The following is a 16432-nucleotide window of genomic DNA, read 5'->3' on the forward strand; positions in this document are numbered from 1 at the left end:
ATTTAGGATTGAAAAAAGTCTTTAAAATCAGAAAAACGCATAGTATCAGGTGTTGAAAAACTTGATATTATGCGTTTTCTGGTAGGAAGATTTACTCCATTTTCTTCTGAGATTAGTTTTTGCCTAGCTTTTTTATTTTCTACATTTTTTTCTTCCTAAGTATTTTTAAAATAATTATTAAATCTTCCAATTTATAAATAAATCTTCTAATGAATTACAGTATAGTTTTTCTATATTTATTTTATATATAAAACAAAGTATGAAAACGCAACGCAATTTTAAGACTTTTTGGTAAATTAAGAGTATAATCAAAGTGTAACGCCTTTTTTATAGATAATACACTAATATATAAAAGGCTTTCGCAAGATAAATATAAATTTTATTTCAAGGAGGAATAATGGAAAAGTATTTTGGTGAAAAACAGCAGCGTTTTTCATTTAGAAAATTATCAGTAGGACTTGTATCTGCAACGATTTCAAGTTTATTTTTTATGTCTGTATTAGGTAGTTCATCTGTGAATGCTCAAGAGACTAAAGGTGTTCACTATAAATATGTAACAGATTCAGAGCTATCATCAGATGAGCAGAATAAGCTTGTCTATGATATTCCGACATACGTGGATAATGATGATGAGACTTATTATCTTGTTTATAAATTAAATTCCCAAAATCAACTGGGGGAATTGCCAAATACTGGAAGCAAGAATGAGATGCAAGCCCTAGTTGCTGGTGCTAGCTTAGCAGCTCTGGGGATTTTAGTTTTTGCTGTTTCCAAGAAAAAAGTTAAGAATAAAACGGTATTACATTTAGTATTGGTTGCAGGAATAGGAAACGGTGTTCTTGTATCGGCTCATGCTTTAGAAAATAATCTTTTGCTAAATTACAATACTGACTATGAATTGACTTCTGGAGAAAAATTACCTCTTCCTAAAGACATTTCAGGTTACACATATATTGGATATATCAAAGAGGGAAACATAACTTCTGAGTCTAAAGTAAATAATCAAGATAAATCAGTAGCCACTCCTACAAAACAACAAAAGGTTGATTATAGTGTTACACCTAATTTTGTAGAGAATCCATCAACAGTACAAGCTATTCAGGAACAAACACCTGTTTCTTCAACTAAGCCGACAGAAGTTCAAGTAGTTGAAAAACCTCTTTCTACAGAATTAACGAATCCAAGAAAAGAAGAGAAACAATCTTCAGATTCTCAAGCACAATTAGCCGAACATAAGAATCTAGAAACGAAGAAAGACGAGAAGGTTTCTCAAAAAGAAAAGACTGGGGTAAATACATTAAATCCACAGGATGAAGTTCTATCAGGTCAGTTGAATAAACCTGAACTCTTATATCGTGACGAAACTATAGAGACAAAAATAGATTTTCAAGAAGAAGTTCAGGAGAATCCTGATTTAGCTGAAGGAACTATAAGAGTAAAACAAGAAGGTAAATTAGGTAAGAAAGTTGAAATCGTCAGAATATTCTCTGTAAACAAGGAAGAAGTTTCGCGAGAAATTGTTTCAACTTCAACGGCTGCGCCTGTTTCAAGAATAGTAGAAAAAGGTACTAAAAAAGCTCAAGTTATAAAGGAACAACCTGAGACTGTCACAGAACATAAGGACCTACAAGCTGGATCTATTGTTAAACCCGCAGTCCAACCTGAGTTACCAGAGGCTGTAGTAAGTGATAAAGGAGAACCTGAAGTTCATGAAAAACCAGAATATACAGGTGTACAAGCCGGAGCTATTGTTGAACCAGAAAAAGTTGAACCGGAATATGCTGGAGTACAAGCTGGAGCAATAGTTGAACCGGAACAAGTAGAACCACTGCCAGAATATACAGGCGTGCAAGCCGGAGCTGTGGTTGAACCAGAAAAAGTAGAGTCACCCAAAGAGTACACAGGTGTGCAAGCTGGGGCAGTAGTCGAACCGGAGCAAGTAGCACCACTACCTGAATACACAGGAGTACAAGCTGGAGCAATAGTTGAACCGGAACAAGTAGAACCACCCAAAGAGTACACAGGTGTGCAAACTGGAGCGATAGTCGAGCCAGAGAAAGTAGAAGCACCGAAAGAATATACAGGAGTACAAGCTGGGGCGATAGTCGAACCAGAAAAAGTAGAAGCACCAAAAGAATATACAGGCGTACAAGCCGGAGCAATAGTCGAGCCAGAAAAAGTAGAACCACCGAAAGAGTATACAGGGGTTCAAGCTGGAGCGATAGTCGAACCAGAAAAAGTGGAACCACCGAAAGAATACACAGGGAAAATTGAATCACCGAAAACAGAGAAGCCTAAACCTGCAGTAGAGTTAAACAATACAACAGAAAACAATAATGTAGAAAAAAATGCTAGTGCACTTCTTCGAATGAATTTTGTTAAAGATAACAAAGCATTATCAGGAACGGGTTCAGCTACTTTTATAGCTCCTAATGTATTGTTGACAGTAGCGCATAATTTTATTAATAATTCTTCAGATAACACTACTGGTGAGTTTAGGGGAGATAAAGCTAAAAACACATATGAATGGCAGTCACCTGATGGACAAAAAGGTTCATTCACTTCAGATGATATTCACTTCTATAATCAAAAAGATTATCCAAAAGGCTTTATCTACGATTTAGCAGTTATTAAATTACCTGAATCTACTAGAAGACAGTATGCCAACTTAGTAGAAAATTACTCGAAAGTAAATGTTAATGACAAACTAAATGTTCATGGATATCCTGCTGGGCAGTATACTCACTTAAAAGATACTACTGTAGAAATGGAACAAAAATACGCTAATAATACTTATGGTGTCCAATACCAAGGTGGAAAAGCTGGTATGAGTGGTGGAGGAATCTTTAACTCTAAAGGAGAAGTCATTGGCATACACCAAAATGGAGCTGAAAATCGTTCAGGAGGATTGATTTTATCTCCAACACAATTAGCTTGGATTAGAAGTATTATAAACGGTAAAGAAATTACACCTAAATATGATGCTCTTGAACGTCATAAAGATGAGAAAAAAGATGACACTAAAGAAGAGAAAGAAATTGTTAAAAAATTAGAACTTAGAAATATTTCTTCTGTTGAACTATATTCGAAAGAAGGAGATAAGTATCGTCATGTAACTTCACTTTCAAGTGTGCCAAACATCTCTTCAAATTACTTTATGAAAGTTAAGTCAGAGAATTTTAAGGATGTAATGCTTCCAGTTGAAAGTATTACTAATGATAATAAAGATAATAGAGAAGTCTATAAAATAGTGGCTCGCGTAAATAATCTGATACAACATGAAAATGATAGAGTATTAGATAATTATACATACTACCTACCTAAGACGGTAAGTAGTGAAAATGGTGTTTATACATCATTTAAAAATCTTGTAGATGATATGAATAGTAACCCACATGGTACATTTCGTCTAGGGGCGACTATGGATGCTCGTGAAGTAGAACTTTTGGAAGGTCAAGAAAGTTATATTAATCACGAATTTAGTGGTACATTAATAGGTTCAAACAATGATAAGAACTATGCTGTATATAACCTGAAAAAACCGTTATTTAACGTTTTAAATCATGCTAATATTCGAGATCTTTCAATAAAAGAAGCAAATGTTTCTTCTAAAGAAGATGCTGCTACAATAGCGAAAGAAGCGAAAAATGGTACTAACATTACTAATGTTCACTCATCTGGTGTAATTGCTGGTGAACGTGGCATTGGTGGTTTAGTTTCACAAGTTACAGATTCTAAAATCTTGAATAGTAGTTATACTGGTAGAATAACTAATACTTATGACACAACGGCTACTTATCAAATAGGTGGTTTAGTTGGTAAACTTTCAGGAGCTAGAGCTTCAATTGATAGATCAGTTTCGTCTATTGATATGGCGACAAATGCTAATCAAGGAGACCAAATTGTTGGTGGTATAGCGGGAGTTGTTGATGATAGAGCGACAATCAGTAATAGCTATGTTGAAGGTAATGTTAATAATGTGAAACATTTTGGTAAAGTTGGTGGAGTCGTTGGTAATCTTTGGGATAATTCAGGAGAAGTTGAAAATTCAGGTCGACTATCTGATGTGCTAAGTGATGTTAATGTTACTAATGGGAACGCTATAGTTGGTTATGATTTTAATGGTATTAAAGCATTTAAGACATATAGTAATAAAAATAATAAAGTAGTAAATGTAGTTCAAGTGGACGATGAACTTGTAACTAAAGATTCAGATGTACAAAGAGGTACGATATTAGAATCTGACAAAGTGAATGCTAAAAAAGTTGAGTTAGTTTCTAAACAAAGTACTAAAGTAGAAGACTTCAATTTCTCTTCTAGATATGTAACTGACTATAGAAATCTTGAAAATGCCGATTCATCAAAAGAACAAGTTTATAAAAATATTGAAAAATTATTACCATTCTATAATAGAGAAACAATAGTTAAGTACGGGAATTTAGTAGAGACTAGTAGTAATCTTTACAAAAAAGAATTATTATCAGTAGTTCCTATGAAAGATAAAGAAATAATTAGTGATGTTAACGGAAATAAATCAAGTATAAATAAACTATTACTATATTACACGGACAATACATCAGAAACGATAAATATACAATATCAAAGTGATTTTTCAAATGTAGCAGAGTATAGTTTGAATGGTACAAAATTAATTTACACACCAAATACATTACTTCGAAATTATAAAAATATTTTAGATGAAGTATTACCAGAATTAAATAAAGTAGAATATAAATCAGATGCAATTAGAAAAGTATTAGATATTTCTAAAGGTATTAGTTTAACAGAGTTATATCTAGATGAACAATTCGACAAAACAAAAGCAAACATTGAAGATAGTTTATCAAAACTTCTTTCTGCTGACGCGGCAATAGCTGAAAATAGTAATTCAATAATTGATAATTATGTAATAGAAAAAATTAAGAATAATAAAGAAGCGTTACTTCTAGGTTTAACTTATCTAGAACGTTGGTATAATTTTAAATATGATAATGCAAGTGCTAAAGATTTAGTTATGTATCACTTGGATTTCTTCGGTAAATCAAATAGTTCAGCCTTAGATAATGTTATTGAACTAGGTAAGTCTGGCTTTAACAATTTATTAGCGAAAAATAATGTAATTACTTATAATGTATTATTAGCGAAAAATTATGGAACTGAAAGTTTATTTAAAGCATTAGAAGGATATAGAAAAGTATTTTTACCAAAAACTTCTAACAACGAGTGGTTTAAAAAACAAACAAAAGCTTATATAGTAGAAGAAAAATCTACGATTAAAGAGGTAAGTGATAAACAATCAATAGCAGGTAGTCCATATTCTATTGGTGTATATGATAGATTAACTAGCCCATCATGGAAATATCAAAGTATGGTGTTGCCGTTATTAACACTACCTGAAAAATCTGTGTTTATGATAGCGAATATCTCTACTATTGGATTTGGTGCATATGATAGATATAGAAGTAAAGAATATCCTAAGGGAGAAAAATTAAATAAATTTGTTGAAGAGAATGCACAAGCAGCGGCTAAACGATTTAGAGACCATTATGATTATTGGTATAAAATTCTAGATAATGAAAATAAAGAAAAATTATTTAGAAGTATCCCAGTCTATGATGCATTTAGATTTGGAAATGATGAAGATAATAAGTTACAAGAAGCTAACTTTGAAACTAATCATCCAGCAATAAAACATTTCTTTGGTCCAGCAGGTAATAATGTAGTTCACAATGCTAATGGTGCATATGCAACAGGGGACGCATTCTACTATATGGCTTATCGTATGCTTGATAAATCTGGTGCGGTAACATATACGCATGAAATGACGCATAACTCAGATAGAGAAATTTATCTTGGTGGCTATGGTCGAAGAAGTGGCTTGGGACCAGAGTTCTTCGCAAAAGGCTTATTGCAAGCACCAGACCATCCAAATGACGCAACCATCACCATCAACTCGATCTTGAAACATTTAAAATCGGATAGCAAAGAAGGAGAACGATTACAAATACTCGATCCAACTACGAGATTTAATAGTGCAGATGATTTGAAGCAATATGTCCACAATATGTTTGATGTTGTCTATATGTTGGAATATCTTGAAGGACAATCAATCATTCAACATTTATCTAATGCAGAGAAAATGACTGCACTGAGAAAAATTGAGAATGTATTCGTCAAGGATCCAGATGGAAATAACGTATATGCAACAAATGTTGTCAGAGATCTAACAGTAGAAGAAGCTAAAAAACTACGTTCATTCAATGATTTGATTGATAATAATATTATTTCGTCTAGGGAATATGCGTCAAAAACATACGAAAGAAATGGCTATTTTACTATAAAACTATTTGCGCCGATTTATGCAGCATTAAGTAATGATGACGGAACGCCAGGTGATCTAATGGGACGTCGTATGGCATATGAACTATTAGCTGCTAAAGGCTTTAAAGATGGTATGGTACCATATATTTCAAATCAATTTGAACCCGATGCTAGGGAAAATAATAAAACGATTAGCTCATATGGTAAAACAAAAGGGTTAGTGACAGATAAATTGGTACTTCATAAATTATTTAATGGGCAATACCACACTTGGAGTGATTTTAAAAAGGCTATGTATACAGAGCGTAAAGACAAGTTCAACAAATTGAACAAAGTTACCTTTAAGGACACAACTAAATCGTGGACAAGCTTTGCAACAAAAACCACAAGTAGTATAGATGAGTTGCAGAAACTAATGAATGAAGCTGTCCGTCAGGATGCAGAAGGAACTCATTGGGATAACTATAATCCAGAGACTGACAGTGCGGTTCATAAGTTGAAGAGAGCGATTTTTAAAGCTTATCTTGACCAAACCGATGATTTTAGAAGTTCAATTTTTGAGAATAAAAAATAGTATTTACTATTAGGAAATAAAAAGCAAATGTAGAGGATTAGAATTGTCATTATTAAAAAAAGATAAATTTTCCATTCGGAAAATAAAAGGTATTGTTGGTTCAGTATTTCTTGGGAGTCTTTTATTTGCACCCTCAGTTGTGGGTGCAGCCACATATCACTACTTGGATTATGCTAATTTGACGCAAAATGAACGTGCTCACCTGAAATCAGGTACTCCTGATGAATCAAAAGAGTCATATGCTTTGGTTTATGAGAAAGACGCACTACCAAACACAGGAAGTTCTCAATCTATTATGACTGTATTTGGTTTATTGACCATCGCTAGTCTTGTTGTAGTTATTACAAAAGATAAGAGAAATAAAAAAATAGCTACATTTTTGATTGTAGGGGCGACAGGTTTAGTTACACTATCAACTGCTTCAGCACTTAATTTGAATGCTAACATCCATGATTCTGGTCGTGATGGTGTGTTGCAAATTTCTGGTTACAGATATGTTGGTTACCTGGAGCTTGATGATAGAACTGTTTCGTCGGTTTCTCCGGCATCAACTGTTTCGCCAGTTGAGCAACCCAAAGTTGTGACTGAGAAAGGCGAATCTAAGGTTCAACCAGCATTACCTGAAGCGGTTGTGACCGAAAAAGGAGAACCTGAAGTTCAACCAGCATTACCTGAAGCGGTTGTAACTGATAAAGGAGAACCTGAAGTTCAACCAGCATTACCTGAAGCGGTTGTAACTGATAAAGGAGAACCTGAAGTTCAACCAACATTACCAGAAGCTGTTGTGACTGATAAAGGGAAACCAGAAGTTCAGCCAGCGTTACCAGAAGCTGTTGTAACTGACAAAGGGGAACCTGAAGTTCAATCAACATTACCAGAAGCGGTTGTAACTGACAAAGGAGAACCAGAGGTTCAACCAGCATTACCAGAAGCTGTTGTGACTGATAAAGGGAAACCAGAAGTTCAGCCAGCCTTACCAGAAGCTGTGGTGACTGATAAAGGGGAACCTGAAGTTCAATCAACATTACCAGAAGCTGTTGTAACTGACAAAGGAGAACCAGAGGTTCAACCAGCATTACCAGAAGCTGTTGTGACTGATAAAGGGAAACCAGAAGTTCAGCCAGCGTTACCAGAAGCTGTGGTGACTGATAAAGGGGAACCTGAAGTTCAACCAGCATTACCAGAAGCTGTTGTGACTGATAAAGGGAAACCAGAAGTTCAGCCAGCCTTACCAGAAGCTGTGGTGACTGATAAAGGGGAACCTGAAGTTCATGAGAAACAAGAATATACAGCTCCAATTGACGGTAATCTTGTTGAACCAGAAGTTCATGAAAAACCAGCATACACGGAACCTGTAGGCACCACAGGAGTAGATGAAAAGGGAAACTTGATTGAGCCACCTGTTATCGACATTCCAGAGTATACTGAACCACTATCTACAGTTTCAGAAGTTGCACCAGAAATAGAGGAGCTACCTTCTTTACACACTGACATTCGGACAGAGACTATTCCTAAAACGACTATAGAAGAATCTGATTCTACCAAATTTATAGGCGATGATTCTGTTAAACAAGTTGGTGAAGATGGCGAACGTCAAATTGTTACTAGCTATGAAGAGTTACATGGCAAAAAAATCAGTGACCCAGTTGAAACCGTAACTGTGTTGAAAGAAATGAAGCCTGAAATTCTTGTAAAAGGTACAAAAGAAAAACCAAAAGAAAAAATGGCTCCTGTTTTGACTTTGGAACGAACAGATACAAATGTATTAGACCGCTCCGCAAATCTTTCTTATCATTTAGTTAATGCAGATGGAGTCAAGATCAATAAAATTACTGCGACAATTAAAGATGGAAATGAAATTGTCAAAACAGTAGATTTAACTTCAGAGCAATTAAATAAGCAGGTAGAAGATTTAAAATTCTACAAGGACTATAAGATAGAAACCACTATGACCTATGACCGTGGTAAGGGAGAAGAGACTGCAACATTAGAAGAGAAGCCACTTCGCTTGGATTTGAAAAAAATTGAGTTGAAAAACATTGCCTCAACAAATCTTGTAAAAGTTGAAGAAGATGGAACAGAAACATTGAACGACTTCCTGACTGAGACACCAACAGAGACTGAAAAATACTATCTCAAAGTGACTTCTCGGGATAACAAAGTGACTCGTTTAGCAGTTGATAAAATCGAAGAGATTAATCAGGCTGGCCAAGTTCTCTACAAAGTAACCGCAAGAGCTGTTGACCTTATTCAGCATACTGACCCAAGTAAGATACGAAATGAGTACGTTTATTACATGGAAAAACCACGACCAAAGGTTGGAAATGTATATTACAACTTCAAAGAACTCATTGAAGATATGCAGAAAAAACCTGATGGTGAGTTTAAACTTGGGGCTGACTTAAATGCAACTAACACCCCAACCCCGAACAAATCATATGTGACGAATGTGTTCAAAGGAAAATTATTGAGTGATGGAAGTAATCACTTCACTATCCATAATCTAGCACGGCCATTATTTGCAAGAGCTGAAAATGCTCACATCCATGACATTAATCTGGGTAATGTAAACATAAACATGCCTTGGGCTGACCGAACAGCACCACTCGGTGAAAACTTTAAGAATTCAACAATAGAAAATATCAAAGTGACTGGCCAAGTTGTTGGTAACAATGACGTGACGGGTATGGTGAACAAACTTGACGAATCCATCATGCGCAATGTTGCTTTCATTGGTAAAATCGAAAGTGTGGGTAACAAAGGTTGGTGGTCTGGTGGACTTGTCAGCGAAAGTTGGCGAAGTAATGTTGATAGCTCTTATGTAGATGCAAATATTAAGGCAAACAACGCCAAATTCGGTGGACTGATTGCGAAAATCGACCACGGTGTAAACCCTATGGATGTAAAACAAAAAGGTCACTTGACTAAATCCGTTGTTAAAGGATCCATGACTCTCAAAACAAATAACCAAAGCGGTGGACTCATTCACGATAACTACAATTGGGGATGGGTTGAAAACAACATCAGCATGATGAAAGTAAACAATGGTGAAATCATGTACGGTTCCGGTTCAGTGGATTCGGGCGACCCAGACTTTGGATTCCATTACTTCAAGAACAATGTATATGTGAAAGATGTTGCGTCAGGCAATGTTTCATATGAACGTTCAAAACAAATTCAGGGTGTAGATCAAGCTGAAGCTGATAAACGTATCGCAACCTTCAATATCACTGCTGATAAGTATGAAATCACAGATCCTCTTGTGAATAGACTTAACAACCTAACAACTCGTGATAATGAGTATAAAACAACTCAAGATTATGACGCAACGCGTGAGCAGGCATACCACAACATTGAGAAACTACAACCCTTCTACAATAAAGAATGGATTGTAAACCAAGGTAACAGATTGGCTACAAGTTCAAACCTAATGACTAAAGAGGTGTTATCTGTAACAGGTATGAAGAATGGTCAGTTTGTGACGGACTTATCAGATATTGATAAGATTATGGTTCACTATGCGGATGGCACTAAAGAAGAAATGGTAGTTACCGCTAAAGCTGATTCTAAAGTAGCTCAAGTAAAAGAGTATGATGTAGCAGGTCAAAACATTGTCTATACACCAAATATGGTTGTTAAAAATCGAGACAAACTGATTGCAGATGTGAAAGAAAGACTTTCAAGTGTTGACCTAATTTCAGCTGAAGTACGCGCGTTAATGGATATACGTAAGAAGGCAGAAGAAAATACAGATGCTCGTAAAGATGGATATATTCGTAATCTATACTTAGAAGAAAGTTTTGCCGAAGTGAAGCAAAATCTAGATAAGTTAGTCAAATCCTTGATCGAAAATGAAGACCATCAATTGAACGGTGATGATGCCGCGATGAAATCGCTACTCAAGAAAGTAGAAGATAATAAAGCTAAGATTATAATGGGACTGACTTATCTCAATCGTTACTATGATATCAAATATGGTGATTTGAGTATCAAGGATATGATGATGTTCAAACCTGATTTCTATGGTAAAACACCAAGTGTCATCGACCGTTTGATTCAAATTGGTTCAAGGGAGCATTTCTTGAAAGGTGATCGTACACAAGATGCCTACAAAGAAGTGATTGCTGGTGCAACTGGTAAAGGTGATTTACGTAGCTTCTTAGACTATAACATGCGTTTGTTTACAGAAGATAAAGATTTGAATGACTGGTTTATTCATTCTGCGAAAAACGTTTATGTAGTAGAACCTGAAACAAGCACAGAAGCCTTTAAAGATAAGCGACATCGTGTATTTGACGGTTTAAACAATGACGTTCACGGTCGTATGATTTTACCATTGCTCAACTTGAAGAAAGCCCATATCTTTATGATTTCAACCTATAACACGATGGCTTATAGCTCATTTGAGAAATATGGTAAGAACACTGAAGAAGAACGTAAGGAATTGAAGAAACGTATTGATGAAGTCGCTAAAGCGCAACAAACTTACTTAGATTTCTGGTCTCGTTTAGCTCTCCCAAGTGTTCGTAACAAACTTTTGAAGAGCGAATATATGGTGCCAACACCTGTTTGGGATAATCAATCTTATGCAGGAATTAAAGATGCAAATCGTCAAGGTTATGGAAAAGGTGGAGCCGTGGTATCTCCTATTCGTGAACTATTCGGCCCGACTGACCGTTGGCATCAAGTTAATGGAGCTATGGGAGCGATGGCAAAAATCTACGAAAAACCGTGGAAAGATGAGCAAGTATACTTCATGGTAACCAATATGCTTGACCAGTTTGGTATTTCTGCCTTCACACATGAAACCACACACATTAATGACCGTGTAGCTTACTTTGGAGGACATAACCATCGTCAAGGTACGGATTTGGAAGCCTTTGCTCAAGGTATGTTACAAACTCCTGATAAGTCAACAACAAATGGTGAGTATGGTGCATTAGGTATTAACATGGCCTACCATCGACCAAATGATGGAAACCAGTGGTATAATCCAGACCCTGACAAACTTCAAACACGCGACCAAATCGACCACTACATGAAGAACTACAATGAAGCTATGATGATGCTTGATTATGCAGAAGCTGAAGCTGTGCTTCCTAAGGTTAAAGGTGACAATAGTAAGTGGTTCAAGAAAATTGACCGCGAAACACGTCGACCTATGGATAGAAATAAACTAGGTGCTCCTCACCAATGGGACAAAGTGCGTGACTTGACAGATGCTGAGAAAGCAACCAAGCTGGAAACCATCGATGACTTGGTAAATAATAATTTCATGACCATTCACGGAAATCCAGGCAATAAAGTCTTCCACCCAGAGGACTTTGGTACAGCCTATGTCAATGTTAATATGATGGCGGGTATTTACGGTGGTAATACGAGTCCAGGTGCCCCCGGTTCTCTATCCTTCAAACATAATGCTTTCCGTATGTGGGGTTACTTTGGCTATGAAAATGGATTTATCGGATATGTATCTAGTAAATACCAAGGTGAAGCGGATAAACAAAACCAGGGTAGATTGGGTGATGATTTCATTATCAAAAAAGTTTCAAACAACCAATTCTTAAACCTTGAAGATTGGAAGAAACATTGGTATCATGATGTGAAAGCCAGAGCTGAAAAAGGATTCACAGAGATTACAATTGATGGACAAACCATTCACAATTATAACGAATTGAAAGCCTTATTCGACAAAGCTGTCACAGAAGACCTCAAGAAAGCTGGAAACTACTCAAATACTGAGAATTTGAAATCCAAAGTATTCAAAGCCCTTCTTAAAAACACAGACGGTTTCTTTAACCAACTGTTTAAGTAAAAACAAAGAGATAAGATTTGAATATAAACATATAGTTTGAACCAAAAATATTTTTTCAGACTCTATGTTTTTCGGCTCTTTGTCGACTATAGTGGGGCGAAGAATAAAATCTAGAAGAAGCTGGGAAAAAAGTCTTTGGAATCAGAAAAACGCATAGTATCAGGTATTGGAAAACTTTGATGCTATGCGTTTTATTGTGGGGATATTTACTTCATTTTCTCCTGAAATTGAATTTTTACCCAGCCGCTTTTTCATTAAACTATTGATTTTTTCTATCAGCTATGGTATTCTTTTGTTAGTTAATAAACTTACAAAAAGGAGAACAAATGTTTTCACCTACTAAATTAAAAAGAAAAAGAGAAAGTCAAGTATTATCTCAATCTCAACTTGCATCCAGTTTGGGAATTAGTAGAGCCTCATACTTTAATTGGGAATCAGGTAAAACAAAGCCTAATCAAAACAATTTAAGCAAATTGAGTGAGATTTTGAATGTAGATCTTCGATATTTTGAATCAGAGTATGAAATAGTTGAAACCTATCTCAAACTAACGGAAAGGAATCAAGAAGCAACACTTAATTATGCTACAGAACTGTTGAACAAACAGAATGCCAAGGTTGTAGACATTCCTGAGCGTTTTGCTTATAAAGTTTATGAAAAATTATCAGCTGGTACCGGAACAGCTTATTTTGATGATGGTAATTACGATACTGTTTACTTTAATCATCAATTTGATTATGATTTTGCATCGTGGGTGTTTGGGGATTCAATGGAACCGACATATGAAAATGGTTCGGTAGCTCTTATTAAGCAAACGGGCTTTGATTATGACGGGTCTATCTATGCGATAGATTGGGATGGTCAAACCTATATTAAGAAAGTGTATCGTGAAGAAAATGGGTTTCGATTAGTTTCACTCAATCGGAACTATTCAGATAATTTTGCGCCTTATGATGAGAATCCTCGTATCATAGGGAAAATCGTTGGAAACTTTATGCCTTTAGAGGATTGAGTATGACTTGGTTTGATTATAGTCTCGAACCAAAGAGTGACATTGCATTTATTGATATGAAATCTTTTTACGCAAGTGTAGAGTGTGTCGATAGAGGCTTACATCCACTTAAGACTTCGCTTTGTGTTATGAGTCGTGCAGATAATTCTGCCGGGTTAATCCTTGCTTCCTCTCCTATGTTTAAAAAGGTCTTTGGAAAATCAAACGTTGGACGTTCCTATGATTTACCATTTGATGTAAAAACTAGGAAGTTCTCTTACTATAACGCTAAGAAGCAAGGTTTACCAACAACGATAGATTATGTTCGTTATATTGAGGAATGGGCAAAATCAACCGTGATTGTTCCTCCGAGAATGGATACTTATATAGCAGTCAATATGGAAATTCAAAAAATTTTTCAAGATTTTGCGGCACCAGACGATATTTATCCCTACTCAATCGATGAAGGATTTATTGATTTAACAAGTTCATTAAATTATTTTGTGCCAGATAAAAGTATTAGTCGGAAAGATAAATTAGATATTATCTCGGCTGCTATTCAAAAAAAGATTTGGAGAAAAACAGGAATCTATTCAACGGTAGGCATGTCTAATGCCAATCCCTTATTAGCTAAGTTAGCACTAGATAATGAAGCTAAAAAGACTCCGACAATGAGAGCTAATTGGTCCTATGAGGATATAGAAAAGAAAGTATGGGCTATTCCTAAAATGACAGATTTCTGGGGAATTGGAAATAGAATGGAGAAGAAATTACATCATCTAAGTATCTTTTCGATTAAAGAATTGGCACAGGCTAATCCTGACTTGATTAAAAAAGAGCTTGGGATTATGGGACTAGAGTTGTGGTTTCACGCTAATGGTATTGATGAAAGCAATGTTCATAAACCTTATAAGCCGAAGTCAAAAGGGATAGGGAACTCTCAAGTTTTACCAAGAGATTATATTAAACAAAGAGATATTGAGATCATACTTCGTGAGATGGCAGAACAAGTTGCAGTTAGATTGAGAAGAGCTGGTAAAAAAGCGACTGTGGTTTCTATACACTTAGGATATTCTAAAGTGGAACAGAAACGATCTATTCATACTCAAATGAAGATTGAACCGACCAATCAAACAGCACTACTGACAAACTACGTTTTAAAGTTATTTCACACTAAATATACTTCAGGAGCTATTAGGAATGTTGCGGTTAACTATTCTGGTTTAGTAGATGAATCCTTTGGATTGATTTCATTATTTGATGATATTGAAAAAATAGAAAAAGAAGAAAGGCTCCAGTCCGCAATCGATGCTATTCGAACAGAATTTGGTTTTACTTCACTATTGAAAGGAAATGCCCTGGATCAGGCTTCTAGAACAATTGCAAGAAGTAAACTCATTGGTGGTCATTCAGCTGGAGGATTAGATGGGCTAAAATGATGAATCGTTCTTATTTGCCGTTTTTATTTGCAAGAGAGTATCAAGATCGTGGGATGGCTAAGTGGATGGGATTCTTTTTGTCAGAACATTCAAGTTCTCTTTGGGAAGAAAAAAATAAAGAAGATGTCTCAATTACTTTATCAATGGAAGAGAAGGTTTTACTTGTTCGTCAACTTTATACGAATACATTCCCTGCAACGTTTATTTTTAAGCACTCAAATAGAAGAAAAGTAGTATCGGGTATTGTTAAAGAAATTGGGAAAGAGTTTATATCTATAAAATCAGACATTGGATTTCTTCGATTAGAATGGTTAGATATACTTGGTATCCAGATAGAAGGTGAGGAATTACATGAATCGTAAAGAATTATATGACGATAAATTGCAGCTAGATTATTTTTCTGATTCTTATTTACGGTTTGAATCAGATTTTTACAAGTACTCTGCTCTAGACATTCCATTAACATTTATCACTGATGACATTTTACGCACAATGGCTATGTCTCAAAAACATTATTTTAAACTTAACAAAAGCAAATCTTTAGACGGTCGTGACCATTATTTTGTTTTTTCTATCAAGATGAACAAAGACAGTAGTGGCATTAGACAGTATGAATATCAGAGACATTGTTTTAGTTTGTAAGAGTCCGATAGGGCTCTTTTTTCTGTGATAATTTTATCAAAAAGTATTTGTTATACTTTTTTTAATTTAGATTTATCTTGGGGGTTTGGGGGCGTGCCACCACATTTTCATATCGTTTGTTTTTTGAACAGTGAGGTTTGAAATGGCAGGCGATATGATTTTTGGAATATTGTGGACACAATATCTGAGCTCGCAAAGCCTTACAAAAACGTTGAAGATATTTTGAAAAATGTACTGACAGTGTCTGTAAGCTTACATTGTCAGTACAGGTATCAATGAAGGAGGAAAAGTCATATGAAAAGAGATATACGTAGTATTCGGAAACAATTTCGCTTAACAGAAACGGAAGAAAAACAAATACTAGATTTAATGAGAGAGAAAGGAGAGGATAATTTTTCTGATTTTCTCCGTAAAAGCTTACTATTGTCTGATGGACAACAACAGATGGAAAAATGGTTCAACCTTTGGAAAAAACAAAAGTTGGAACAAATTAGCCGTGATGTTTATGAAATATTAATAATTGCTAAAATAAATCATCAGGTTACTCAAGAACATGTTTCTATTTTGTTAACTTGTATTCAGGAATTGATTAAAGAAGTAGAAAAAACAAGTCTTCTTAGTGAAAATTTTCGTAACAAATACATGAGGTAGT

At 35.3% G+C, this 16432-nt stretch carries 7 protein-coding genes; all 7 read left to right on the plus strand.

The features are described 5' to 3' along the window. The first annotated feature begins 397 nt into the window (after window positions 1-397). The 7 genes from zmpA to O3650_RS03645 all read left to right on the plus strand — a co-directional run bounded on the left by zmpA (window position 398) and on the right by O3650_RS03645 (window position 16431). Window positions 398-6895 carry a zinc metalloprotease A gene (gene zmpA, locus O3650_RS03615; protein WP_261080108.1) on the plus strand — a complete coding sequence of 2166 codons (6498 nt, stop codon included), beginning with the start codon at window positions 398-400 and terminating at the stop codon, window positions 6893-6895. Window positions 6896-6938: 43 nt separating this feature from the next. Continuing rightward, window positions 6939-12710 (plus strand): ZmpA/ZmpB/ZmpC family metallo-endopeptidase, encoded by a 5772-nt coding sequence (locus O3650_RS03620; protein ID WP_371491621.1) that lies wholly within the window; start codon window positions 6939-6941, stop codon window positions 12708-12710. Between the two features lie 326 nt (window positions 12711-13036). Continuing rightward, window positions 13037-13720 carry an XRE family transcriptional regulator gene (locus tag O3650_RS03625; protein WP_371491623.1) on the plus strand — a complete coding sequence of 228 codons (684 nt, stop codon included), beginning with the start codon at window positions 13037-13039 and terminating at the stop codon, window positions 13718-13720. A gap of 2 nt (window positions 13721-13722) precedes the next feature. After that, the gene (locus O3650_RS03630) at window positions 13723-15138 is read left to right on the plus strand and encodes a Y-family DNA polymerase (RefSeq protein ID WP_049474972.1); all 1416 of its coding nucleotides are present in this window, start codon (window positions 13723-13725) and stop codon (window positions 15136-15138) included. Beyond that, window positions 15135-15500, plus strand: coding sequence for a hypothetical protein (locus O3650_RS03635; RefSeq protein ID WP_049474971.1), 366 nt, complete (start codon window positions 15135-15137; stop codon window positions 15498-15500). The genes O3650_RS03630 and O3650_RS03635 overlap by 4 nt, the downstream gene beginning before the upstream one ends. Then, window positions 15490-15780, plus strand: coding sequence for a DUF5960 family protein (locus O3650_RS03640; RefSeq protein ID WP_001080186.1), 291 nt, complete (start codon window positions 15490-15492; stop codon window positions 15778-15780). Before O3650_RS03635 ends, O3650_RS03640 begins: the two co-directional genes overlap by 11 nt. Window positions 15781-16074: 294 nt before the next feature. Beyond that, window positions 16075-16431, plus strand: coding sequence for an SAG1252 family conjugative relaxosome accessory protein (locus O3650_RS03645; protein ID WP_049474970.1), 357 nt, complete (start codon window positions 16075-16077; stop codon window positions 16429-16431). Window position 16432: the final 1 nt, after the last annotated feature.

It is taken from the genome of Streptococcus sp. 20925_1_24, assembly GCF_041432335.1.
Classification (GTDB): domain Bacteria; phylum Bacillota; class Bacilli; order Lactobacillales; family Streptococcaceae; genus Streptococcus; species Streptococcus mitis_BM.